At 74.4% G+C, this 24,144-nt stretch carries 15 protein-coding genes; 7 read left to right on the forward strand and 8 right to left on the reverse strand.

The window, feature by feature from the left end; translation table 11 throughout:
- The first annotated feature begins 132 nt into the window (after positions 1 to 132).
- Positions 133 to 804 (forward strand): HAD family hydrolase, encoded by a 672-nt coding sequence (locus tag JE024_RS21475; RefSeq protein WP_205375149.1) that lies wholly within the window; start codon positions 133 to 135, stop codon positions 802 to 804.
- Positions 805 to 873: 69 nt separating this feature from the next.
- On the opposite strand, the gene JE024_RS21480 is transcribed toward JE024_RS21475, so the two are convergent.
- Positions 874 to 1,440 carry a DJ-1/PfpI family protein gene (locus JE024_RS21480; protein WP_205375150.1) on the reverse strand — a complete coding sequence of 189 codons (567 nt, stop codon included), beginning with the start codon at positions 1,438 to 1,440 and terminating at the stop codon, positions 874 to 876.
- Positions 1,441 to 1,837: 397 nt separating this feature from the next.
- On the opposite strand from JE024_RS21480, the gene JE024_RS21485 reads away from it, so the two are divergent.
- Complete coding sequence (locus tag JE024_RS21485; protein ID WP_205375151.1) at positions 1,838 to 6,772, forward strand: NAD-glutamate dehydrogenase; 4,935 nt, start codon at positions 1,838 to 1,840, stop codon at positions 6,770 to 6,772.
- An 80-nt stretch (positions 6,773 to 6,852) separates the two neighbouring features.
- Here JE024_RS21485 and JE024_RS21490 read toward each other — a convergent pair whose 3' ends face one another.
- From JE024_RS21490 to JE024_RS21500, 3 genes are read right to left on the reverse strand one after another with little or no spacing between them, the layout of a single operon-like run.
- Entirely contained in the window at positions 6,853 to 7,797 is a 945-nt protein-coding gene (locus JE024_RS21490; RefSeq protein ID WP_205375152.1) for a serine/threonine-protein kinase, read from the reverse strand.
- Positions 7,798 to 7,851: 54 nt separating this feature from the next.
- Positions 7,852 to 8,637, reverse strand: a complete 786-nt coding sequence (locus JE024_RS21495) for an ABC transporter ATP-binding protein (protein ID WP_205375153.1) — start codon at positions 8,635 to 8,637, stop codon at positions 7,852 to 7,854.
- A complete protein-coding gene (locus JE024_RS21500) occupies positions 8,630 to 9,496 on the reverse strand; it encodes an ABC transporter permease (protein ID WP_205375154.1) in 867 nt (288 codons plus the stop codon). The genes JE024_RS21495 and JE024_RS21500 overlap by 8 nt, the downstream gene beginning before the upstream one ends.
- A gap of 374 nt (positions 9,497 to 9,870) precedes the next feature.
- Here JE024_RS21500 and JE024_RS21505 point away from each other — a divergent pair, with 374 nt between their 5' ends.
- From JE024_RS21505 to JE024_RS21520, 4 genes are all read left to right on the forward strand, one after another.
- Positions 9,871 to 10,476: a TetR/AcrR family transcriptional regulator gene (locus JE024_RS21505; RefSeq protein WP_244883020.1), complete on the forward strand. Its 606-nt coding sequence runs from the start codon at positions 9,871 to 9,873 to the stop codon at positions 10,474 to 10,476.
- Between the two features lie 222 nt (positions 10,477 to 10,698).
- Complete coding sequence (locus JE024_RS21510; protein WP_205375156.1) at positions 10,699 to 11,964, forward strand: glycosyltransferase 87 family protein; 1,266 nt, start codon at positions 10,699 to 10,701, stop codon at positions 11,962 to 11,964.
- Positions 11,965 to 12,126: 162 nt separating this feature from the next.
- The gene (locus JE024_RS21515) at positions 12,127 to 13,701 is read left to right on the forward strand and encodes a glycosyltransferase (protein WP_205376655.1); all 1,575 of its coding nucleotides are present in this window, start codon (positions 12,127 to 12,129) and stop codon (positions 13,699 to 13,701) included.
- 79 nt (positions 13,702 to 13,780) lie between these two features.
- Positions 13,781 to 14,155, forward strand: a complete 375-nt coding sequence (locus JE024_RS21520) for an EamA family transporter (RefSeq protein ID WP_244883022.1) — start codon at positions 13,781 to 13,783, stop codon at positions 14,153 to 14,155.
- Between the two features lie 120 nt (positions 14,156 to 14,275).
- On the opposite strand, the gene JE024_RS21525 is transcribed toward JE024_RS21520, so the two are convergent.
- The 4 genes from JE024_RS21525 to JE024_RS21540 form a co-directional block, all read right to left on the reverse strand.
- Positions 14,276 to 15,199, reverse strand: a complete 924-nt coding sequence (locus tag JE024_RS21525; RefSeq protein WP_205375157.1) for a carbohydrate ABC transporter permease — start codon at positions 15,197 to 15,199, stop codon at positions 14,276 to 14,278.
- Positions 15,196 to 16,542, reverse strand: coding sequence for a carbohydrate ABC transporter permease (locus tag JE024_RS21530; protein WP_205375158.1), 1,347 nt, complete (start codon positions 16,540 to 16,542; stop codon positions 15,196 to 15,198). Before JE024_RS21530 ends, JE024_RS21525 begins: the two co-directional genes overlap by 4 nt.
- A gap of 4 nt (positions 16,543 to 16,546) precedes the next feature.
- Positions 16,547 to 17,905, reverse strand: a complete 1,359-nt coding sequence (locus JE024_RS21535) for an ABC transporter substrate-binding protein (protein WP_205375159.1) — start codon at positions 17,903 to 17,905, stop codon at positions 16,547 to 16,549.
- A 382-nt stretch (positions 17,906 to 18,287) separates the two neighbouring features.
- Positions 18,288 to 21,962, reverse strand: coding sequence for an FHA domain-containing protein (locus JE024_RS21540; protein ID WP_205375160.1), 3,675 nt, complete (start codon positions 21,960 to 21,962; stop codon positions 18,288 to 18,290).
- A 509-nt stretch (positions 21,963 to 22,471) separates the two neighbouring features.
- On the opposite strand from JE024_RS21540, the gene JE024_RS21545 reads away from it, so the two are divergent.
- The gene (locus JE024_RS21545) at positions 22,472 to 24,130 is read left to right on the forward strand and encodes a serine/threonine-protein kinase (RefSeq protein ID WP_205375161.1); all 1,659 of its coding nucleotides are present in this window, start codon (positions 22,472 to 22,474) and stop codon (positions 24,128 to 24,130) included.
- Positions 24,131 to 24,144: the final 14 nt, after the last annotated feature.

The following is a 24,144-nucleotide window of genomic DNA, read 5'->3' on the forward strand; positions in this document are numbered from 1 at the left end:
CCCCCGCACCAGCCGCCCCCGGGCCGGCACCGGTATCGCCCCCGGGCCGGCACCGGTATCGCCCCCGGGCCGTCACCGGTACCGACCCCGCGCCGGGAGCGCTGTCGGACCCTGCCGGTACCGTTTGCCGACATGGGGAAGACGGGGAATCACGGCGCCCACCTGGTCTGGGACTGGAACGGCACACTGCTCGACGACATCACCGCGGTCATCGGGGCCACCAACGCGGCCTTCGCCGAGGCGGGTGTCGCGCCGATCACGCTGGAGCGCTACCGCGATCTCTACTGCGTGCCGATCCCGCTCTTCTACGAGCGGCTGATGGGCCGCCGCCCCAGCGAGGCCGAGTGGGAGGTCATGGACGCCGCCTTCCACCGCTACTACACCGAGCGCCGCTCCGGCTGCGGGCTGACCGCCGGGGTGGAGGAGCTGCTGCGCGACTGGCAGCTCGCCGGGCGCAGCCAGTCGCTGCTGAGCATGTACGGGCACGAGGAGCTGGTCCCCGTCGTGCGCGGCTACGGCATAGAGAGCCGCTTCCTGCGGGTCGACGGGCGCACCGGGCCGTCCGGCGGGTCCAAGGCCCGCCACATGGAGCGCCATCTGGCGGCCCTGGAGGGCGCCGACCCGCGGCGCACGGTCGTGATCGGTGACGCGGTCGACGACGCGGTGGCCGCCGCGCACGTCGGTGCCCACGCGGTCCTCTACACGGGCGGCTCGCACAGCCGGGCCAGCCTGGAGGCGGTCGGCGTCCCGGTCGTCGACACCCTGGCCGACGCGGTGCGGGAGGCCCTGCGGCTGGCGTCCTGAGCGCGGGGCGCGGGGAGCGGGCCGCCCCCGGCGGAACGGCCCGTCACACGGCGTGAGGCCCGCCCGGGCTCAGGTCGGCGGAGCCGTCGTGCGCAGCAGCTCGACGAAGGCGCGCATCCACGCCGAGTGGTCCGGCCAGGCGCGGGCGGAGACGAGGGTGCCGTCGACCACGGCCTCCGCGTCCTTGAAGGTGGCCCCCGCCGCCTGCATGTCGAGTTCCAGCGCCGGGTAGGCCGTGACCCTGCGGCCCTCCAGCCCGCCGATCGCGGCCGTCAGCAGCGGACCGTGGCAGATCTGGGCGACGGGCTTGTCGGCGTCGAAGAACGCCTTGAGGATCTTGCGCAGCTCGCCGTCGTTGCGCAGATACTCCGGCGCGCGGCCGCCGGGGATGACGACGGCGGCGTAGTCCCCCGCGTCGACCTCGGAGAAGGCCAGGTCGGCGGGCCAGGTGTAGCCCGGCTTCTCGGTGTAGGTGTCGAAGCCCGGCTCGAAGTCGTGCACGACGAACCGGAGCTGTTTGCGGCTGGGGGCGGCGATGTGCACCTCGTAGCCCTCCTCCACCAGCCGCTGGTACGGATAGAGGACTTCGAGGGACTCCGCGGCGTCGCCCGTGACGATCAGGATCTTCGTGGTCATGGCTGCTCCCGGTGGTTGGTTGCCATGAGGGCCTGTGTCGCTGTCCAGAGTGTCAAACTTCGGGCCCCTCTTTTGTACACATACGGCTCATGACGGCGCGGGGGGCAAGGGCGATAGCCTGGGGGCGTGATCAGCGCGATACGCCGTGGGGGCAGCGAAGCCCCCGGCGGCCACCGCCCAGCCACGGCTGGGGGAACGCGCCCGGAGCGCCACAGCGTCCGGGCGGTGCCTGATCATCTTCCCGGTCCGGCCCTTCCGCCTCAATCGGCTCGAAAGCGCCCGGACATCTCTCATCGCGGCATAACGTCGACAGCGACCGGACACCCCGCGTCGTGGCGTTGCGTCGCAGCATCTTTCACCTACGTCACGCAACGGCGCGCGACAGGAGCCAGAGGACATGCAGACCAAGCTGGACGAAGCCAAGGCCGAGCTGCTCGCACGGGCCGCCCGGGTAGCTGAGAACAGCCCGCTCGGGGGGAATCTTCCGACCGGGGCCGAGCAGGGGAAGCGACCCGACCGGGACCTTCTGCTCACCTACCTCCAGCGCTACTACCTGCACACCGCTCCCGAGGACCTCACGGACCGTGACCCGGTCGATGTCTTCGGTGCGGCGCTTTCCCACTACCGGCTCGCCGAGAACCGCCCGCAGGGCACGGCGAACGTGCGGGTCCACACGCCGACCGTCGAGGAGAACGGCTGGACGTGCAGCCACTCCGTGGTCGAGGTGGTCACCGACGACATGCCGTTCCTGGTGGACTCGGTCACCAACGAGCTCTCGCGCCAGAGCCGCGGCATCCATGTCGTGATCCACCCGCAGGTCGTCGTCCGCCGTGACGTGACCGGCCGGCTGATCGAGGTGCTGCCCGAGGGCACCGGCCTCAAGAAGCTGCCGCACGACGCGCTCGTCGAGTCCTGGATCCATGTCGAGATCGACCGGGAGACCGACCGCGCCGACCTCAAGCAGATCACCGCCGATCTGCTGCGGGTGCTGTCCGACGTCCGCGAGGCCGTCGAGGACTGGGAGAAGATGCGCGACTCCGCGCTGCGCATCGCCGACGGCCTGGCCGACGAGCCGACCGCCGAGGACCTGTCCGCGCAGGAGGTCGAGGAGGCCCGCGAGCTGCTGCGCTGGCTCGCCGCCGACCACTTCACCTTCCTCGGCTACCGCGAGTACGAGCTCACCGAGAACGACGCGCTCGCCGCCGTCGCCGGCACCGGGCTCGGCATACTGCGCTCGGACCCGCAGCACTCGACCGACGAGGACCACCCCGTCAGCCCGTCGTTCAGCCGGCTGCCCGCCGACGCGCGCGCCAAGGCCCGTGAGCACAAGCTGCTGGTGCTCACCAAGGCCAACAGCCGGGCCACCGTCCACCGCCCGAGCTACCTGGACTACATCGGCGTCAAGAAGTTCGACGCCGAGGGCAACGTGATCGGTGAGCGCCGCTTCCTCGGCCTGTTCTCCTCGGCCGCGTACACCGAGTCGGTGCGCCGGGTGCCGGTGATCCGCCGCAAGGTCGCCGAGGTCCTCCAGGGCGCCGGCTTCTCGCCGAACAGCCACGACGGGCGCGACCTGCTCCAGATCCTGGAGACGTACCCGCGCGACGAGCTGTTCCAGACGCCCGCCGACCAGCTCCGCTCCATCGTCACCAGCGTGCTCTACCTCCAGGAGCGCCGCCGGCTGCGGCTGTACCTGCGCCAGGACGAGTACGGGCGCTACTACTCCGCGCTGATCTACCTGCCCCGGGACCGCTACACCACCGGTGTGCGGCTGCGCATGATCGACATCCTGAAGGAGGAGCTCGGCGGCACCAGCGTCGACTTCACCGCCTGGAACACCGAATCGATTCTGTCCCGGCTGCACTTCGTCGTCCGGGTCCCGGCGGGCACCGAGCTGCCCGACCTCACCGACGCCGACGCCGACCGGGTCGAGGCCCGGCTGGTCGAGGCCGCCCGGTCCTGGGCCGACGGCTTCGGCGAGGCGCTCAACGCGGAGTTCGGCGAGGAGCGCGCAGCCGAGCTGCTCCGCCGCTACCAGCACGCCTTCACCGAGGGCTACAAGGCCGACCACTCGCCGCGCTCGGCCGTGGCCGACCTGGTGCGCCTCGAGCAGCTCACCCACTCCGACAAGGAGTTCCAGCTCTCCCTCTACGAGCCGGTCGGCGCCGCGCCCGGCGAGCGCCGCTTCAAGATCTACCGGACGGGCGAGCAGGTCTCGCTCTCCGCGGTGCTGCCGGTGCTCCAGCGGCTCGGCTGCGAGGTCGTCGACGAGCGCCCCTACGAGCTGCGCTGCGAGGACTCCACGCACGCGTGGATCTACGACTTCGGCCTGCGGATGCCGCTGGCCGGGGGCAACGGCGACTACCTCGCCGACGACGCGCGCGAGCGCTTCCAGGACGCCTTCGCCGCGGTGTGGACCGGCCAGGCCGAGAACGACGGCTTCAACGCGCTGGTCCTCGGCGCCGGGCTGGACTGGCGCGAGGCCATGGTGCTGCGCGCCTACGCCAAGTACCTCCGCCAGGCAGGGTCGACTTTCAGCCAGGACTACATGGAGGACACCCTCCGCAACAACGTCCACACCACCCGGCTGCTGGTCTCCCTGTTCGAGGCCCGGATGTCGCCGGACCGCCAGCGCGCCGGCACCGAGCTGACCGACGGCCTGCTGGAGGAGCTGGACGGCGCGCTCGACCAGGTCGCCTCCCTCGACGAGGACCGCATCCTGCGCTCCTTCCTCACCGTCATCAAGGCGACGCTGCGCACCAACTTCTTCCAGACCACCAAGGACGGCGGCCGGCACGGCTACGTGTCGATGAAGTTCGACCCGCAGGCCATCCCCGACCTGCCGGCCCCGCGTCCCGCCTTCGAGATCTGGGTGTACTCGCCGCGGGTCGAGGGCGTGCACCTGCGCTTCGGCAAGGTCGCGCGCGGCGGTCTGCGCTGGTCCGACCGGCGCGAGGACTTCCGTACCGAGATCCTCGGCCTGGTCAAGGCGCAGATGGTCAAGAACACCGTCATCGTGCCGGTCGGCGCCAAGGGCGGCTTCGTCGCCAAGCAGCTCCCCGACCCGTCCGTCGACCGTGACGCCTGGATGGCCGAGGGCATCGCCTGCTACCGCACCTTCATCTCGGCGCTGCTCGACATCACCGACAACATGGTCGCGGGCGAGGTCGTCCCGCCGGAGCGGGTGGTCCGCCACGACGAGGACGACACCTACCTCGTGGTCGCGGCCGACAAGGGCACCGCGTCCTTCTCGGACATCGCCAACGAGGTCGCGGTCGCCTACGACTTCTGGCTCGGCGACGCCTTCGCGTCCGGCGGTTCGGCCGGCTACGACCACAAGGGCATGGGCATCACCGCCCGCGGCGCGTGGGAATCCGTGAAGCGGCACTTCCGCGAGCTGGGCCACGACACCCAGACCGAGGACTTCACGGTCGTCGGCGTCGGCGACATGTCCGGCGACGTGTTCGGCAACGGCATGCTGCTCAGCGAGCACATCCGGCTGGTGGCGGCCTTCGACCACCGGCACATCTTCGTCGACCCCGCCCCCGAGGCGGCGGCCTCCTACGCCGAGCGCCGGCGCCTGTTCGAGCTGCCGCGCTCCTCGTGGGCCGACTACGACACCGGCCTGATCTCGCAGGGCGGCGGCGTCTTCCCGCGCAGCGCCAAGTCGATCCCGGTCAGCTCCGCGATGCGCACGGCCCTCGGCATCGAGCCGGGCATCGCCAAGATGACCCCGGCCGAGCTGATGCAGACCATCCTCGAGGCGCCGGTCGACCTGCTGTGGAACGGCGGCATCGGCACCTATGTGAAGTCGGCCGCCGAGACCCACGCCGACGTCGGCGACAAGGCGAACGACGCCATCCGCGTCAACGGCGAGGACCTGCGGGTCCGTGTCGTCGGCGAGGGCGGCAACCTGGGCTGCACCCAGCTCGGGCGCATCGAGTTCGACCGCACGGGCGGGAAGATCAACACCGACGCGATCGACAACAGCGCCGGTGTGGACACCTCCGACCACGAGGTCAACATCAAGATCCTGCTCAACGGGCTGGTCGCCGAGGGCGACATGACCGTCAAGCAGCGCAACAAGCTGCTGGCGCAGATGACCGACGAGGTCGGCTCGCTGGTGCTGCGCAACAACTACGCGCAGAACACCGCCCTCGCCAACGCCGTCGCGCAGTCGCCCTCCCTGCTCCACGCCCACCAGCGCTTCATGCGGCGGCTGGAGCGGGACGGATTCCTGGACCGGGGCCTGGAGTTCCTGCCCAGCGACCGGCAGATCCGCGAACTGCTGAGCGGCGGGCGCGGGCTGAGCCAGCCGGAGCTGGCCGTTCTGCTGGCCTACACCAAGATCACGGTGGCCCAGAACCTGATCGGCACGGACCTGCCGGACGACCCGTACCTGCGCCGGCTGCTGCACGCCTACTTCCCGAAGCCGCTGCGGGAGAAGTTCGCCGAGGCGATCGACGGGCACGCGCTGCGCCGGGAGATCGTGACGACCGTCCTGGTCAACGACACCGTGAACACCGGTGGTTCGACCTTCCTGCACCGGCTGCGGGAGGAGACCGGCGCCTCGCTGGAGGAGATCGTGCGGGCGCAGACCGCGGCGCGCGAGATCTTCGGTCTGAGCGCGGTCTGGGACGCCGTCGAGGACCTGGACAACAAGGTCGACGCGGGCGTCCAGACCCGGGTGCGGCTGCACTCGCGCCGGCTCGTCGAGCGCGGCACCCGCTGGCTGCTCGGCAACCGGCCGCAGCCGCTGGAACTGGCCGGGACGATCGAGTTCTTCGCGGAGCGCGTGGAGCAGGTCTGGGCCTCGCTGCCGAAGATGCTGCGCGGCGCGGACCTGGAGTGGTACCAGGGCATCGTGGACGAGCTCACGTCGGCCGGTGTGTCGGAGGACCTGGCGCTGCGGGTCGCGGGCTTCTCGTCCGCCTTCCCGACGCTCGACATCGTGGCGATCGCGGACCGCACGGGCCAGGAGCCGCTGGCGGTGGCCGAGGTCTACTACGACCTGGCCGACCGGCTGTCCATCACCCAGCTCATGGACCGCATCATCGAGCTGCCGCGGGCCGACCGCTGGCAGTCGATGGCCCGCGCCTCCATCCGCGAGGACCTGTACGCGGCCCATGCCGCGCTGACGGCGGACGTGCTGTCGGTCGGCAACGGCTCGTCCACGCCGGAGGAGCGCTTCAAGGACTGGGAGCAGAAGAACGCGGCGCTGCTGGGACGGGCGCGGACCACCCTGGACGAGATCCACGGGTCGGACACGTTCGACCTGGCGAACCTGTCGGTGGCGATGCGGACGATGCGCCAGCTCCTGCGGGCGCACAGCTGATCCGGTGACACCGGGGCGGGGCGGGGATCCTCCCCGCCCCGCCCTTCGTCGTCTCCGCCCGGCCGCCGCCGCGCGGGCGGTCAGGGGCGCAGGCGCAGCCAGGGGAAGGTGCGGGGGTCGGTGGCGCGGGCCAGGGCGGTGATCGCGGAGGCCAGCGGCCGGGGCAGCCAGTCGCGGGCCGGGGCCGCGGCGGCGAGGGCGTCGCAGAGGGACGCCGTCTCCGCCGCCGTCGGGCGGTCGGCGGGCCGCGGGGCGAGCGTCGCCGCGATCAGCTCCCGCAGCGGGGCGGGGTGGGCGCCGAGGTCCGGCGGGTCGTGCTCGGTGCCCGCGATCCGGGTGGCCACGACCAGACCGCCGCCCTCGCCGTAGGGGTGGCGCCCCGTGACGGCCTCGGCGGCGACCAGGCCCAGGGTGAACACGTCCGAGGCGGAGGTCAGGTCGCGGCCGAGGGCGTGCTCGGGCGACATGTACCGGGGGGTGCCCACCATCCGCCCCACCGTGGTCAGGGCGGAGGTGTTGCCGGTGTCACGGGCGATCCCGAGGTCCATCAGCCAGGGCCCCTCGGCGGCCAGCAGCACATTGGCCGGTTTCACATCCCGGTGGACCAGCCCCGCCGTGTGCACCGCGGCCAGCGCGTGGGCCGCGCCCGCCGTCAGGCGCAGCGCCGCGCCCACCGGCAGCGGCCCGAACTCCCGCAGCGCCTCGTCGAGCGGCACCCCCGGTACGTAACGGGTGGCCAGCCAGGGCAGTTCGGCCTCCGCGTCATGGTCGACGACCGGGACGAGATGGGGCCCCTGGACGGAGCGGGCCACCTGGACCTCGCGGGCGAAGCGGCGGCGGAACCGCTCGTTCTGCGCATGCTCGCGCCGGATCAGCTTCAGGGCGACGGGCCGCCGCCCGTCCCGCTCCCGGGTGAGGAAGACGGTCCCCATGCCGCCCTCGCCGATCCTGGCCCGCAGCGTGTATCCCGCGACCTCGCGCGGATCGTCCTCGCGCAGCGGCTGTGGCCCCCGTGTCCCGCTCATTGACTCCCCCTCGGTCGACGGCAGCAGGGGAGCCTACCCGGATCGGCCGCCGGATCAGCGCCGCCCGGCCGGTGGGCCGGTGAACTCCTCGTACGCCGCCACCACCTCCCTCGCGGGCCCGTCCATCCGCAGCCGCCCCGCCTCCAGCCAGATCGCCCGGTCGCAGGTCTCGGTGACGGCCGAGTTGCTGTGGCTGACCAGGAAGACCGTGCCGGCCAGCGCCCGGAGTTCGTCGATGCGCTCCCGGCTGCGGCGGCGGAAGCGGGCGTCGCCGGTGGACAGCGCCTCGTCGACGAGCAGCACGTCGTGGTCCTTGGCGGCGGCGATCGAGAAGCGCAGCCGGGCGCCCATGCCGGAGGAGTAGGTGCGCATGGGCAGCGAGATGAAGTCGCCCTTCTCGTTGATGCCGGAGAACTCGACGATGCCGTCGTAGCGTTCGCGGACCTGCTGCCGGCTCATGCCCATCGCGAGAGAGCCGAGCACCACGTTCCGTTCGCCGGTGAGGTCCGACATCAGCGCGGCGTCGACACCGAGCAGCGAGGGCCGGCCGTGCGTCCAGACCGTGCCCCGGGCGGTCGGCAGCAGACCGGCGATCGCCTTGAGCAGCGTCGACTTGCCGGAGCCGTTGGATCCGATCAGCCCGATCGACTCCCCCCGGTAGGCGGCGAAACTGACGCCCTTGACGGCGTGCACCTCGCGTACGCCGGGCGCGGCACGGCGGGAGACGATCCGGCTGAGCGCCGAGGTGGCGCTGCCGCGCCCGGTGCGCCCGCCGTTGACCCGGTAGGTGATGTGGACGCCGTCGACGACGACGGTCGGGACCCGCTCGGTGTCAGCCACGGCCGTACCTCTCCTCCGCCTTCCAGAACCAGACGAACCCGGCGGCCGCGCACCCCACGGCCCACAGCGCCGCGGCGGCCCAGACGTGCGGGGGCAGCCGGTCGGCGGTGAACGACCCGATGAACGCGAAGCGCGTCAGATCGATGTAGAGCGCGGCCGGGTTGTAGCGGATGAGGGCCGCCACGGCCCCGGGCACCCGCCCGTCGGCGAGCACCGTGTCGATCGACCACATGACCCCCGAGGCGTACATCCAGGTCCGCAGCAGGAACGGCATGAGCTGCGCGATGTCCGGGATGGCGGCGGCGATCCGGGCCATGGCGAGGGCGACGCCGGTGACGAAGAGCGCCTGGAGCGCCAGCGCGGGGACGGCCAGCAGCCAGGAGGCGCGCGGGAACTCGCCGAAGCAGCACAGGATCACCGCCAGCGCGCCCAGCGAGAACAGCAGCTGCTGCACCTGCTGGAGGGCGAGCGCGAGGGGCAGCGAGGCGCGCGGGAAGTGCAGCGCGCGCACCAGGCCGAGGTTGCCCGAGACGGCACGGGTCCCTGCCATCACCGAGTTCGCGGTGAAGGTCCAGATGAAGACGCCGGTGACCAGGAAGGGGACGAAGTCGGGCACGTCGTCGCCGGTGCCGAGCAGGACGCCGAAGATCAGGTAGTAGACGGCCGCGTTGAGCAGCGGTGTCGCCAGTTGCCAGACCTGGCCGAGGCGGGCCTGGCTGTACTGCGCGGTGAGCCGGGCCGTCGCGAACGCGGCGATGAAGTGACGCCGCGACCAGAGGCTGCCGATGTACACCCCGAGGGAGGGGCGGGCGCCGCTCACGCCGAGCACGTGCCGGGCCGCGAGCGCCGCGAGGTCCACCGGCGGCGCGGGCTCCGCAGCGGGTGACGGCGACGGAGGCGGCGCGGACTCGGCAGGGGGCGGCGGCGGTGCGGGCTTGCCCGGCGGTGACGGCGGGGGTGGAGCGGCCTGAGGGCGTCCGGGGGCCGCGGGGGCGGTGGGGGCTGTGGTCACGCGAGGTCGCTTTCGGTGGCGGTGGTCAGGGCCTGAAGCGGTGACGGTGCGGCCGGTGACGCGGTGCCGGGGCGGCTCCGGACGGACGGGAGCCGTGCCCGGGCGACGCGGGGCGGCGGTGGTCTCCACGACGGAACGGGACCGTTTCGTCGCTACGGTGACACTAGGACGCTCGCACGTCGGGACGCAACCGTTTCGTCGTCGCGGGTATGCTTCCGGGCATGGCCGAGACCCCGGGAACCACCCGCCGAGCCCCCGCCGGAGCCGCCGTGCTCCGGGAGGACGTCACCGACGCGATCCGGACCGCCGTGTTCGAGGAACTCGCCGCCGTCGGCTTCGCCCGGATGTCGATCGAGGGCATCGCCCGCCGGGCCGGCGTCGGCAAGACGGCCGTCTACCGGCGCTGGAAGTCCAAGCTCGCCCTGGTGCTCGACCTGGTGACGGCGGTCGCCGTGCAGGGGCTGCCCGCGCCCGCGACCGGGTCGCTCCACGGGGACGTGCGCGCGCTGCTGGAGGTCGCGGCGCACGCGCTGCGCCACCCCGTGGCCTCGCAGGTCATCCCGGACCTGCTGGTGGAGGCCGCGCGCAGCCCCGAGATCGCCGACGCCGTCAAGGCCGCCCTGCTCGACGGCCGGCAGGGCGTGGCCGCCGTCGTCGTGCGCGAGGCGGTGGCCCGCGGCGAACTGCCCGAGGGCGCCGACCCGGACCGTGCCCTGGACCTCATCGTGGGACCGCTGTACTGGCGGCTGGTGGTGGTACGCGGCGACCTGCCGAAGGGCTACCTGGACGGCCTGGCGGCCTCGGCGGTGGCCGCGCTCAAGGCCTGACCGCGGCCGCCCAGGGCCCGCGGCCCCCTCCCGCCCCGGGCCTCTCCCCGCCGCCTCCCCGCCCGTCCGTGTCCGGCGGCGCATGGGTGGCGGACCCTCGGCCGTCCGGGTGATTCGCGCGCCGCGGCCCCGCCGGGAATCGCGGTGAAGTCCCCCTGGAGACCGTCCGGTGTGATGGTCGGTCCGCCTGATCCGCGGCGTCCGTTGCTACGTTCGGCCGCCATGGACCAGCGGACCGGGACGGCATCGGCGGTGGAGACGGGGACGTCCGGCGTGCGCCGGGCGAGAGCCGTCGTCCTCGCCGCCGCGGTGGCCGCCCTCGTCGCCAAGACCGTCATCGCGGCGGTGACCCGGGGACCGGCCGACGTCCGGATCTTCGACGCCTTCGCCGCCGCGATCGCCCGGGTCGGCCCGCTGCGGATCTACGAGCACCCGATGCCGCAGCAGCCGGTCTACAACCATCCGCCGCTCACCGGCTGGATGCTGCTGGGCTTCGACGAACTCCGGCAGCTCGGCATCCCCTTCGGCAGCCTGATCCGCGCCCCCGCCACGCTCGCCGACCTCGTCTCCGCGCTGCTGGTGCTGGAGATCCTGCGCCGCCGCAGGAGCCTCGGGTCCGCCACCGCCTGCGCGGTGGGATGCGCCCTCAGCCCGGTGCTCCTCGCGACCTCCGGGCACCACGGCAACACCGACTCCGTCGCCGTGATGTTCGCCGTGCTCGCCGCGTACCTCCTCGCCGACCGGCGGCGTCCGCTCGCCGCCGGTGTCGCCGCCGCCGTGGCGGTCGGCGTCAAGCTGATCCCCGTCGTCGCCGTCCCCGCGCTCCTGGTGGCCGCCGCGCGCGGCGGCCGTCCCGTCCTGGTGCGCTTCGCCGCCGGGCTGACCGCCGCGCTGGCCGTGGTGTGGGGACCGGCGGTGGCCACCGTGCCCGAAGGGCTGTGGCACAACGTCCTCGCCTACGAGGGCGGCAGCGCACGGCTCTGGGGCCTCGTCCGGTTCGCCGACTGGGCGGGCGCGTCCGACGGGTTCACCGAGGCCCTGCACGCCGACTTCCCGCTGCTGTTCGTCGGCGTCTGCGCGGCGGCCGGCGTCTGGTGCGCCTGGGTACGGCCGGCCTCGCCCGCGTACGCCGTGGCGCTCTCCACCACGCTGCTGCTCCTGCTGTCCACCGCGTCCGCCGTCCAGTACCTGGCCTGGCCGGTGGTGGGGCTCTTCCTGTTCGGCGCGGTGGGGGGCTGGCTGTACTCCGCCGTCGCCGGCGCCGCCGCGGTCGTCGTCTACGCCGGTGCCAGTGCCGTCCGCTGGGACGACTGGGCGCTGCACCTCGCCGAGGCCGCCTGGCTGCTGCTCGCCGCCGGGATCGCGACCGGGCTGCGCCGGGTCCTCGCGGAGCCGCCGCCGGGCGCGGACGGCAGACCCCCGGCCGTCGTCCCCCGGGCCGCGACGGAGTCCGCCCCGCGGTCCGCGCCCACCGCGCCCGTGCCCTGACGTCCGGCTCCCCGCCCCGGGACGGCCGCCGCACCGCACCCCCGTCCCGCCCCCGCCGCGTCCGGCGCCGTCCCCCAGCACCGCGTCACCGCACCGCCTCGCGCCCACCGCACCGACCCGAACCGCACCCGTCCCCGACGAGGGAGAGTGGAGAACCCCGTGATGGAGAGCCACGCCGACAGCCCGCCCCGGGGCCGGCCCGCCCTGCCCGCCCAGGGGGCGGGGCCGCGCATCGGCATCCTCGTCGTGGCCTACAACGCCGAGGCCACCCTGGAGAGGACGCTCGACCGCATCCCGAAGGACTTCCGCTCCCGGATCGCGGAGATCCTCATCCTCGACGACGCCAGCAGCGACGGGACGTTCACGGCCGGCTGCCGGTGGTCGCAGCTGGAGGGCATGCCGCCCACCGTCGTCATGCGCCACACCAAGAACCTCGGCTACGGCGGCAACCAGAAGGCGGGGTACGCCCTGGCCGCCGAGCGCGGCCTCGACATCGTCGTGCTCCTCCACGGCGACGGCCAGTACGCCCCCGAGCTGCTGCCCGAGATGGTCGCCCCCATCGAACGCGGCGAGTGCGAGGCGGTCTTCGGCTCCCGGATGAAGGATCCCGGCGGGGCGCTGGGGGGCGGCATGCCGCTCTACAAATGGCTCGGCAACCGCGTGCTCACCCGGATCGAGAACGGCCTGCTCGGCTCCTCGCTCAGCGAGTTCCACTCCGGCTACCGGGCCTACAGCGTCGCCGCCCTGCGCCGGCTGCCGATCGACCGCAACACCGACGCCTTCGACTTCGACACCCAGATCATCGTCCAGCTCCTCGACGCGGGCATGCGGATCCGGGAGATCCCCGTCCCGACCTACTACGGCGACGAGATCTGCTACGTCAACGGCCTGCGCTACGCCAAGGACGTGGTCAAGGACGTGCTGGAGTACCGGCTGGCGCTCAAGGGCTTCGGCACCTGCCCGTGGATCCCCAAGCCGGCCGAGTACGCCTTCAAGGAGGGCGACGGCTCCTCGCACGCGGCCGTGCTGCGCGTCATGCGCACGATGCCGCCCGGGCGGGTGCTCGACGTCGGCTGCTCCGGCGGGGAGTTCGCGGCCCGGCTGGAGGAACTCGGGCACACCGTCACCGGGCTGGACTTCATCGAGGTCCCCGGTGTGCGGGAGCGGTGCAGCCGGTTCGTCCTCGCCGACCTGGAGCAGGGCCTGCCGGCGGAGATCGGCGAGGAGTACGACTACGTGGTGGCCGCCGACGTCATCGAGCACCTCTCGCGGCCCGAGGAGGTGCTGCGCGGACTGCGGGACGTGCTCGTCCCCGGGGGCCGGCTGCTGCTGTCCGTGCCGAACTTCAGCCACTGGTACGCGCGGCTGCGGGTCGCCGTGGGCGCCTTCGGCTACGACCGGCGCGGCATCCTCGACGAGACCCATCTGCGCTTCTTCACCCGGGCCGGTCTGCGCCGCACGATCCGCGCGTCGGGCTTCGACGAGCTGCGGCTGACCTCGACCGGCTCGCCGTTCTGGTCGGTGCTCGGCGCGGGCCCGGTCGCCGGCGGCCTGGGCGCGGCCTCCCGGCTGCTGACCCGGGTGCGGCCGACCCTCTTCGGCTACCAGTACGTCGCGGTGCTCACCCCGCACGCGGCGCAGACCATCGTCGCGGGGGAGCACGTCGATGTCCAGGACATCCTCAACCGCCAGTACGCCCCCGCCGAGCGAGCCGGACGCGTGGGTGCGCCGTCCTGACCCCGCGGCCCGCCCGGACGTGCGGGCGCCCGGCACCCGGGCCGCACCGGCCGGGCCGCCGCAGCCGAGGAGGACCACCGTGACCCTGCCGAGCCTGGCGCTGCTGCTCTTCGCGGTGTTCTCGTCCGCCGCCGGGCAGATCATGCTGAAGCACGGGATGCGTTCGGCGTCCGCCGCGGCCCCCGACGGCGGTGTCCCGCTCGCGATGCGGGCGGCGACCACCCCGTGGGTCGTCCTCGGGCTGACGGTGTTCGCCCTCTCCGCGGTGGCGTGGATGTCCACCCTGGCCCGGGTGCCGCTGAGCACGGCGTACCCGTTCAACGCCCTCGGCTATCTGCTGATCGTGATCGCCGCCTCCACCGTGCTGCACGAGCGGACGTCCCTGTGGACCTGGGCCGGTTCGCTGGTGGTGGTGGCCGGGCTGCTGATGGTCATGGCGGGCCGCCAGGGCTGAGCCCGCCGGGGCGCGGTCCGGCCCACCCGCCCGCGTCCGTGCCCGCCGGGGGCGCGGTCCGGCCCACCTGCCCCACCCGTCCCCGCCGGGGGCGCGCGCCGGCGCGCCCCCGGCGGTCCGTCACTTGACGGCGCCCGCCATCACTCCGTTGACGAACTGCCGCTGGAAGGCGAAGAACACCACCAGCGGAATGATCATCGACACGAAGGCCCCGGGCGCCAGCACGTCGATGTTGTTGCCGAACTGCCGGACCTGCCGCTGGAGCGCCACCGTGATCGGCGCCGACTCGGAGTCCGCGAAGATCAGCGCCACCAGCATGTCGTTCCACACCCACAGGAACTGGAAGATGCCGAGCGAGGCGATCGCCGGGCCGCCGAGCGGCAGCACCACCCGGGTGAACAGCCGCAGCTCACCCGCCCCGTCGAGCCGGGCCGCCTCCAGCAGCTCCCGCGGGATCTCCGCGAAGAAGTTCCGCAGCAGGAAGATCGCGAACGGCAGCCCGAACGCGACGTGGAACAGGACCACCCCGAGCGTGGTCTCGAAGACGCCGATCGCGCCGAACAGCTCCGAGACCGGTACCAGCGCCACCTGCACCGGCACCACCAGCAGGCCCACCACGACGATGAACCACCAGTCGCGGCCCGGGAAGTCCATCCACGCGAAGGCGTATCCGGCGAGCGCGCCGATCACCACGACCAGCACGGTGGCCGGGAGGGTGATCATCAGGGTGGAGACCAGGGAGTCGGTGATCGCCTCGTTCTCCAGCAGCCGGGTGTAGTTCTCGGTGGTGAGCTGCGCGGGCGCCGACAGCACCTCCCACCAGCCGCTCTCCGCGATGTCCCCCGGGCTGCGCAGCGAGGAGAGCAGCAGCCCCACGGTCGGCATCAGCCAGAACAGCGCCGCGAGGACGAGGAAGACCCGCAGCGCGCCGCCGCCGGTGCGGGCGGCGAGCCGGGAGCCCAGGGACCGCCGGGGCCGGGCCCCGGTCCGCGCGGGACCGCCCCCGGCGCGGGGCCGGCCGGCCTTCGCCGTCGTCGTGCTCATCGCCGGCCCTCCCTTCGCATCCTGCGGATGTTGAGGATCATCACCGGCAGCACCAGCAGGAGCAGCAGCACCGCGATCGCGCTGCCGAGACCGAGGTTCGCGTCGGTGCCGAACGACGACCGGTAGAGCTGGAGCGCCAGGACGTTGGCGTCGTCCTGCGAGGAGCCCGGCGCGATGACGAACACCAGGTCGAAGATCTTCAGGACGTTGATCATCAAGGTCACCAGGACGACCGCGAGCACCGGCGCCAGCAGCGGCACGGTCACCCTGCGGAAGACCTGCCACTCGTTGGCGCCGTCCACCCGGGCGGCCTCCAGCAGTTCGCGGGGCATGCCGGCCAGACCGGCGGCGATCAGCACCATCGCGAAGCCCGCCCACATCCACACGTAGCTGCCGATGACGGCGGGCGTGACCAGGCTCGGGCCGAGCCAGTTCACGCCGTTGTAGGGCTCCCGGAAGTTCTCCGCCGGCAGCCGCAGCAGCGCGCCGTCGGCCGCCGCGGGCAGGGTGAAGGAGCCGTCGGGGCCGGCCCGGGTGGCGGCCACCACCCTGCCGTCCTTGACGGCCTCCACCAGGAGGCCGGCGAGGCCGAGTTCCGCCGGGTCGACGGTGTTCGGCCGGCCGCCCCCGCCCCGGGTGAAGTCCAGCCAGGCCGTTCCCGCGATCCCGTCGCCGGACGGCTCGGGGGGCCGGGCCGGCCGGGCGTCGGACGGCATGCTGCCCGGTGCCACCCCGACCAGCGGCAGCAGCGCGGGGCTGCCCGCCCTGACCGGCTCCTCGGTGACGAACGTCCCGCCGCCGCCCGCCTTCAGCGGGTGCACCGGCAGCGGGCGGGCCCTGGGGAAGCCGGCCGACTCGTCGAAGGTGTCGTGCACCCCGACCCAGACGGCGTTCGCGACCCCGCGCTGCGGGTCCTGCTCGTAGACCAGCCGGAAGATGATCCCGGCGGCGAGCATCGAGATCGCCATCGGCATGAAGACGATCAGCTTGAACGCCGTGCCCCAGCGGACGCGTTCGGTGAGCACCGCGAAGATCAGGCCGAGTGCGGTGGCGACGGTCGGGGCGACCACCACCCAGACCGCGTTGTTGCGCACCGCGGTCAGGATGGTGTCGTCGGTGAAGATCTCCGTGTAGTTGTCCAGCCCGGCGAAGCCCCCGGACCCGTCGAGGAAGGACCGGTGGACCGAGTACCCGATGGGGTAGACCACGAGCGCGCCGAGCAGCACCAGGGCGGGCAGCAGGAACGCCGCCGCCACCGCCTTGCGTGTGCCCGTGACGCTCCTGCGCTTGTCGGCGGGGGGCGCCGGACGGTCCGGCCGTCCCCCCGCGGTCGCGGCGGTCACGCGGTCAGTCCCTGTACGCCTTGGCCGCCTCGGACTCCAGCGCGCGCTGGGTCCCGGCGACGTCCTTCGGGTTCTTCAGGAAGTCCTGGAGCGCCTTCCACTCGCCCTTGCCCGGCGTGCCGCCGAACGACTGGGGCATCTGGTCCGACATGTCGAAGCGGAAGTCGTCGCCCGCCGCGATCAGCGCCTCGGCGATGTCGCGCTGCACGTCGTTCGGGTAGACCGAGGTGTCCAGAGCCTTGTTGGGCGAGATGAAGCCGCCCGCGGCCGCCGAGATCGCCGCGGCGTCGGGCGAGGCCAGGAAGGTGAGCAGCGCCTGCGCCCCCTTGCCGTCCTTCAGCGCCACGGCGGCGTCGCCGCCGGTCACCACGGGCGGCTCGGCGCCGACCGCCGGGAACGGGAACACCTTGGCGTCCTTGCCGATCTCCGCGTCCGTCTGGGCGATGTTGACGGTGACGAAGTCGCCCTCGAACACCATCGCGCCCTTGGGCTGGTCGCCGCCGGTGAACGTCTGCGTGACGGAGGCGGGGAACTCCGTCTGGAGCGCGCCGTCCGCGCCGCCCGCGATCAGCGAGGCGTTGCCGAAGAGCTGGCCGAGGGTGGTGAGGGCGTCCTTCACGGACGGGTCGGTCCACGGGATCTCGTGCCGGGCGAGCCGGTCGTACTTCTCGGGGCCCGCCTGCGAGAGGTAGACGTTCTCGAACCAGTCGGTCAGGGTCCAGCCGTCGGCACCCGCGACCGAGACCGGGGTGACGCCCGATGCGGAGATCGTCTCCGCCGTCGACAGGAAGTCCTTCCAGGTCGCCGGCGCACTCGCGCCCGCGTTCTCGAAGACGGTGTCGTTGTACCAGACCAGGGACTTGTTGGCGGCCTTGTAGTAGACGCCGTACTGGGTGCCGTCCACGGCGCCGAGGTCCTGCCAGCCCTTGGCGTAGTTCTTCGTCAACTGGGCCGTGGCCTCGGGGCCGGCGGGCTTGGCCCACCCCCGTTCCACCGCCTGCCGGATCGCGCCGACCTGCGGCAGCATCGCGACATCGGGCGGGCTGCCGCCCGCGATCTTCGTGCCGAGGAAGTTGACGATCGGGTCCTGCGCGGGGACGAAGGTGACCTCCGCGCCGGTGCGCTTCTCGAACTCGTCGAGGACCTTGGTGAAGTTCTCCTGCTCCGGACCGCTCCAGACCGCGGCGACCTGTAACTTCTCGCCCTCCAGTCCGGGCAGTCGCACGCTCGCGGCCGGTGCCTTGCTCCCGCCGTCCCCGGGTGCCGGTTCGTCGTCGCCGCCGCTGCCGCATCCGGCGAGGGCGAGTGCGCCGATCGCGGCGAACACCGTGGCGGCCCTGCCCGTACGAAGAGTTGTGCGCATCGCTGCCCCGTCTCTCCCGTGCGCTGCTGCCCCGTGACAGAAGGTGTACGCCCGTGCACCGGGAGTCGCAATACCGCCCTCGGCGTCGACCGGACTTTCGTGATGGCCTTGTGACGCTGTGTCAGAAACCGCTGGTGCGAGCGGGTCGCCCGTGGCGGCGGTGCCGGCAGGGGATGCCGTGGCGGGGCGGGTGCCCGCCGGTTCCGGGCGGGGATCAGGGGCGGACCTCGGTCCGGTCCGGGCGGGGATCAGGGGCGGACCTCGGTCCGGTCCGGGCGGGGATCAGGGGCAGGTGGGCCCTCGGGTCCGGGCGGGGATCAGGGGCGGACGTCGGTCGGGTCCGGGCGGGGCCGGCTCGGGCATCCGGGCGGGCGGGTGTCCGTCAGGTCTGGGCGGGGATCAGGGGCGGCAGCGGACCGGCGTCGACCGACTGCGCGGCGCGCTGGAGGGCGCTCGCGAGCAGCGCGAGGTCCGTGGGGCCGTTGCCGAGTTCACGGACGGGGCGGCGGGTGGGCGGGTCGCCCATCCGCTCCCACTCCAGCGGGACCACGGTGGGACGCAGGGTCGCCGTGCGCGGGATCCTTCCGGAGACGCGGCCGGTCTGGAACGCCGTCACCCGCCCGTCCGGATGTCCGAGCCGGCCCCGGCCCGGTGCGGGGTCGTCCGGCCCCGGAGAGACGGGCGGGGCCTGGAGCACCACCCGCAGCCGCGCGCCCTCGGCGAGCCGGGTGTCGGCCGTCCGGTCCGGGCGGGACGACGTCGCGATCAGATGGACCCCGAGCCGTCCGCCGTCCCGGGCGACCGCCTCCAGGGCCCGCACCACGGAACCGGCCGCCGGGCGGCCCGGGCTGCCGAGCGCGGGGGCGACCAGCGCGTCGTAGTCGTCCACCAGGACCACCAGCCGCGGCAGCGGATCGGGCCCCGGCCGCTGGGTGCGGCCGCCGGGGCGCAGCCGGAGCGTCCCCGACGAGGGCGAGTGGAGGTCGCCCCGCTGGTCGGTGCCGTCCGGCGCGGTGCGCTGGCCGACCATGCGGTCCGACACCTCGCGGCGCGCGTGCCACTCGGCGAAGTCGGTGCCGTCGAGCAGTTCCGCGCGGCGCTTCAGCTCGCCGCCCAGGGCCTGTGCGAAGACCCGCATCCGCACCGGGTCGCTCGCCACCAGATGCTCGGTGACATGGGGCAGTTCCGTGCACGCGGCGAGACCCTCGCCGCGTTCGCCGCCCGCGCCGTCCACCAGCAGCAGGCCCAGCCGGTCGGGGCGGCCCGCGGAGGCGAGGGAGGCGGCGAGCGCGCGCAGCAGCTCCGTCCGGCCGCTGCCCGCGGGGCCCTCGACCAGCAGGTGCGGGCCCTCGGCCGTGAGGTCCACGGAGAGCGGGCCGTGCGGACCGGCTCCGAGGACGACCGTGCCCTCCGTCGCCGACGCCCAGCGGGCCATCAGGGAGGCCGGTGTGGCCCGCGCCAGGCCCAGTTCGTCCAGCAGCCGGGCGGTGCCCGGCAGTGCGGTGGCCCGGCCCGGTGCCGTCTGCGATCCCTCGGTGCGCAGCGGTGCCAGGGCGCGGCCGAACCGCTCGGCCCACGCGGCGGACACCGCGTCCACCGAGCCGACCGTGCCGTGCCCCGCGGCCCGGCCCCCGGCCACCCGCAGCACCCGCAGCGCGGTCGCCACGTCACCGCTCAGCAGCGCGACGGCGCCGCACTCGCGGAACGGCAGCGACGCCGCGCAGGCGGCCTCGTAGGTGGCGGCGACGGGCGACACGGGGGACGCCGACGGCGTCTCGGCGAGGCAGATCAGATGGATACCGGCCGCGGGCCCGGCGCCCGCGAGGCGCGCCGTCGTCTCGCGCAGCGCCGCCGAGCCGGGGTCCCCGTCGACGACGACGACCGTGCGCGGGCCGGTGTGGCGTGCGGCGGCCTCCGCCACCGCCGTGCGGTCGGCACTCGGCCAGCCCGGGCCGAGCGGCCCGTCGTCCAGCCGCCGGGTCAGCTCGGCCGTCCGCGCGGTGGCCTGGTCGCGGTCGTAGGCGAGCAGCAGCCGGCAGTCCTGGCCGTGCGCGGGACGCAGATGGGGCAGCCAGCCCAGCCACGCCCAGTCGCCCCTGCGGGCGTCGAGGCCGTGGGCCCGGTCCGTGCTGATCAGCACGATCTCCAGATCGGACGGCGCGTGCAGCGCGGCGAGCTGCGCCACGGCGGAACGCGCCAGCCCCAGCAGCCGTGGCCGCGGCCCGGCGAGCCCCAGCGAACCCGCCTCCGGCAGGGCGACCGTGACCGGGACCGAGGGCAGTTCGGCGCGGTCGGCCGTGCCCAGCCGGATCACCAGCGACTCGGGGTGACCGGGGGCGCGCTCCCACAGCCGGGGGCCCGGTCCTATGGCGGTCAGCAGGACGGCGGCCGGGTCGGGCCAGCTCTCGCCGCCCGGGCCGGGGTCCGCCGCCCCGGGAGCGGCCGCCGCCGGGGCCTGGGCGGCGCCGGTGTCCCGGCCGCCGGTCAGCCGGCGGGCCCAGGCGCCTATGCCGCGCCGCCGTGGGGCGTCGGCCGCGGGCGGTTCCGCGGGGGCGTCGTCCGCCGCGCGTGTGCCGCGTTCCCCGGGGGCGTCGGGCCGCAGGTCGATGGGGCGGCCGTGGGTGGCGCCGGGAGCGGGCGCGTACTGCGCGGGCACCCGCGGGGGCGCGCCCGCGGCGCGGTCGCCCTGACCGGGAGCCTCCGGCCACGGGGCGGTGCCGGGGGTGCCGGCGTCGTGCGGGTGCGGCCACGGGGCGGCGCCGCGGCCGTCCCCGGGGGCGCCCGGCGCGCGGTCGTCCGCGCCGGGGTAGCCGGTGCCCGGTGCTTCGGGGGTACGGCCGTGGCCCGTCGGCCAGGGGGCCTGCTCGTGTTCGGCGGATCCGGTGCGGGCGTGCGGCCACGGGGCGGTCCCGCCGTCGCTCCCGGAGGTGCGGGCGCCGCCCTGCCCGGCCGCGGTGCGGCCGGACGGATCGCGATGGCCATGACCGTCCGTGCCCTGCGCCGCTGCGGTGCGGCCGTGACCGGCCCCAGCCGAGCCGGCCGCGCCCGATGCCGGGCTTCCGGAGGAGGCGGGGCCACCGGAGGCCGCCCCACCCGGGTACGCCGCCCCACCGGGGGAGCCTGCCGTGGGGGAGCCCGCCCGCCCGGGGACCGAACCCCGGCCGGAGGCAGCGCCGCCGGAAGCGGCGCTCCCGGGGAACGTCCGCTCGCCGGAAGGCGGCCGCTGGGAGCCCGCGTCCCCCGGGAACGCACCCGGGGCGGAGCCCGTCCCGCCCGAGGTCACCCCGCCGGGGTACGCCGGGGCACCCCCACCGGGTGCGCCTGCCGCGGGGGAGCCCGCCCGCTCGGGGAACGAACCCCCGCCGGAGCCCACCCCACCGGCGCCCCCGCCCGCGGCGGGGAACGCGTCGCGGGGTGGGACCGGTACGCGGAGGTGGCCCTCGCCGTCCGGGGTGGTGGCGGGGCCCGCGGGGGCGGGGCCGGCGGCGAGCCGCAGCGCGGACTCGCCCACGCGCAGCAGCGCGCCGGCCGGCAGCCGCACCGGACGGGTGCCCACGGGGGCGCCGTCGACGGTCGTGCCGTTGGTCGAGTCGAGGTCGGCGACGGTGACCCGGCCGTCCTCCGAGACCGTCACCTCGCAGTGCAGGCGCGAGACGTCCGGGTCGTCCAGGGGCACGTCGGCGTCGGCCGAGCGGCCGACGCTGATCCGGCCCCCGTGCAGCAGATGGACGCCGCCCGCGTCGGGCCCGGCGACGACGTGCAGTTCGGCCGGGACGTCCGCGTCGTGCGGCTCCTCGCCGGCCGGGGTCTGGAGGGCGAGCACCGCGCCGTCCACCAGGGGCGGTTCGCCGAGGGTGCGCCGCTGGAGGTCGAGCCGCTCCTGGCCGGCCCAGAGCACCACGGCCCCCGAGGCGTCGGGGCCGCAGGCGGCCGACGCGAGGGCGGAGGCCACGGCGGCGAGCGCCGTGCCCGCGGGCGCGGTGACCAGGACGTCGCAGGCGCGCCCGGGCGCGGACTGTCCGCCGCGCGGCGCGAGCACCGTGAGCCGGATCTGCATCGCCGTCAGCAATCCCTTCTGCGCGGGGCACCCGGCCAGGGACCGCCCCGATCGCCCCCGCCCGGCAGGTCGGCACGAGCCATGGGATCCGGGCCCTCGCCGAAGGCGCGCCGGAGGGAACCGTCCACACGGCTGTGTGCTGAGGGCATCCTCGCACCTGCCGCCGACAACACGCCCGGGACCCACCCTCAAGTGATCTTGAATGGTCGGCTCTGGACCCAAAAATGCCTGCTTGGGAACCGGCCCCTGATCGAGCCCGTCCGAAAAGTGAGCTTCGCTGCACTTGCGACCGGCAACCATCCGTACGGGAGTCGCGTCTCCATTCGAGAGGACCCGGGCGGCACCGGGCGGATTGGGGCGGCGCCCGCCAGGAAAGAGATGGGCGGCGAGGCCGCCGGTGATCCGTGCCACGGCATTACAGTGGGCCGGACACGCGGGCGGCCGTCAGGATCAAAGGATCATCGGCGGGCCCGGACCATGTGAGGACCCCTATCAGCAGGGAGCGCGACGTGCGGCCGGTAGGCAGCAAGTACCTGCTCGAGGAGCCGCTCGGACGCGGCGCCACGGGCACCGTCTGGCGAGCGCGCCAGCGGGAGACCGCGGGCGCCGAGGCGGCCGTACCCGGCCAGCCCGGCGAGACCGTCGCGATCAAGGTCCTCAAGGAGGAGCTCGCGAACGACGCGGACGTCGTCATGCGCTTCCTGCGGGAGCGCTCGGTCCTGCTGCGGCTGACCCACCCGAACATCGTGCGCACCCGCGACCTCGTCGTCGAGGGCGATCTGCTCGCCCTGGTGATGGACCTGGTCGACGGCCCCGACCTGCACCACTACCTGCGCGACAACGGTCCCCTCTCACCGGTCGCCGCCTCGCTGCTGACCGCGCAGATCGCGGACGCGCTCGCCGCCAGCCACTCCGACGGCGTCGTCCACCGCGACCTCAAGCCGGCGAACGTCCTGCTGAAGACCGACGCCGACGGCCAGATGCACCCGATGCTGACCGACTTCGGCATCGCGCGTCTCGCGGACTCCCCGGGCCTGACCCGCACCCACGAGTTCGTCGGCACCCCGGCGTACGTCGCCCCGGAGTCCGCCGAGGGCCGGCCGCAGACCTCCGCCGTCGACATCTACGGCGCGGGCATCCTGCTGTACGAGCTGGTCACCGGCAGGCCCCCGTTCGCCGGCGGCACCGCCCTCGAGGTGCTCCACCGCCACCTGAGCGAGGAGCCGCGCCGCCCCAGCACCGTCCCCGAGCCGCTGTGGACGGTCATCGAGCGCTGCCTGCGCAAGGAGCCGGGCGAGCGCCCCAGCGCCGAGAACCTGGCCCGGGGGCTGCGCACGGTCGCCGCGGGCATCGGTGTGCACGCCAACTCCGCCCAGATCGACGCCGCCCTCGGGGTCGCCGCGCTGCTCGCGCCCGACCCCTCGCCCGCCCCCGTGCCGGACACCCCCGGCGCCGCCGACCCGACCCAGGTCCTGCCGAACACCGGACCGGGCGGCGCCTCCGCCTACGACCCGTCCGCGGCGACCAGCGTCATGCCGCAGACCGGGCCGCGCGGCGGCGGGGCCGACCCGACGTCCGTGATGCCCCCGGTGCCCGGCCCCGAGGAGCCGCACCCCTGGCAGTCGCAGCTCCGCGCCGCCCGCGACCGCAACGAGCAGACGCAGGTCCAGTACCTGGACCCGAACCAGGACCCGCTGCGCCGCCGCCCCCAGCGGCAGCCGCAGCAGCCGCCCCAGCGCCAGCAGCCCCCGCAGCGCCAGCAGCCGTACCCGCCGGCGCCGCAGCCCTACGCCGCCCCCCAGCAGCCGCAGCGCAGGCAGCCGCCCCAGCGCCAGCAGCACCAGCCGCAGCCCTACGCGCCGGCGCAGCAGCCGTACGCCCCGCAGCAGCCGCCGCCCCAGCAGCCCCCGCAGCGCGAGCCGCGCCGGCGCAGCGCCAACCCGGTGCGCATCCCCGGCCTCGGCTGCCTCAAGGGCTGCCTGGTCATGGTCGTGCTGTTCGTCGTCGGCGGCTGGCTGATCTGGGAGCTCACCCCGCTCCAGGACTGGATCGCCCAGGGCAAGAGCTACTGGGAGGCGATCGGCGACGGCATCTCCACCGTCACCGACTGGATCTCCACGATCGGCGACGCCAAGGACACCGCCGACCAGATCACCGAACCGCAGTAGCGGGCGGCGTCCGG

Origin of the sequence: Streptomyces zhihengii (assembly GCF_016919245.1) — a bacterium.
In the GTDB taxonomy this organism is placed as follows: domain Bacteria; phylum Actinomycetota; class Actinomycetes; order Streptomycetales; family Streptomycetaceae; genus Streptomyces; species Streptomyces zhihengii.

Excerpts from the sequence above, each read along its gene's own strand:
- JE024_RS21505 (WP_244883020.1), top strand. The coding sequence starts at position 9,871 with ATGGCCGAGACCCCGGGAACCACCCGCCGAGCCCCCGCCGGAGCCGCC.
- JE024_RS21480 (WP_205375150.1), bottom strand. The coding sequence starts at position 1,440 with ATGACCACGAAGATCCTGATCGTCACGGGCGACGCCGCGGAGTCCCTC.
- JE024_RS21535 (WP_205375159.1), bottom strand. The coding sequence starts at position 17,905 with ATGCGCACAACTCTTCGTACGGGCAGGGCCGCCACGGTGTTCGCCGCG.
- JE024_RS21485 (WP_205375151.1), top strand. The coding sequence starts at position 1,838 with ATGCAGACCAAGCTGGACGAAGCCAAGGCCGAGCTGCTCGCACGGGCC.
- JE024_RS21475 (WP_205375149.1), top strand. The coding sequence starts at position 133 with ATGGGGAAGACGGGGAATCACGGCGCCCACCTGGTCTGGGACTGGAAC.
- JE024_RS21515 (WP_205376655.1), top strand. The coding sequence starts at position 12,127 with ATGGAGAGCCACGCCGACAGCCCGCCCCGGGGCCGGCCCGCCCTGCCC.
- JE024_RS21490 (WP_205375152.1), bottom strand. The coding sequence starts at position 7,797 with ATGAGCGGGACACGGGGGCCACAGCCGCTGCGCGAGGACGATCCGCGC.
- JE024_RS21525 (WP_205375157.1), bottom strand. The coding sequence starts at position 15,199 with ATGAGCACGACGACGGCGAAGGCCGGCCGGCCCCGCGCCGGGGGCGGT.
- JE024_RS21510 (WP_205375156.1), top strand. The coding sequence starts at position 10,699 with ATGGACCAGCGGACCGGGACGGCATCGGCGGTGGAGACGGGGACGTCC.
- JE024_RS21540 (WP_205375160.1), bottom strand. The coding sequence starts at position 21,962 with ATGCAGATCCGGCTCACGGTGCTCGCGCCGCGCGGCGGACAGTCCGCG.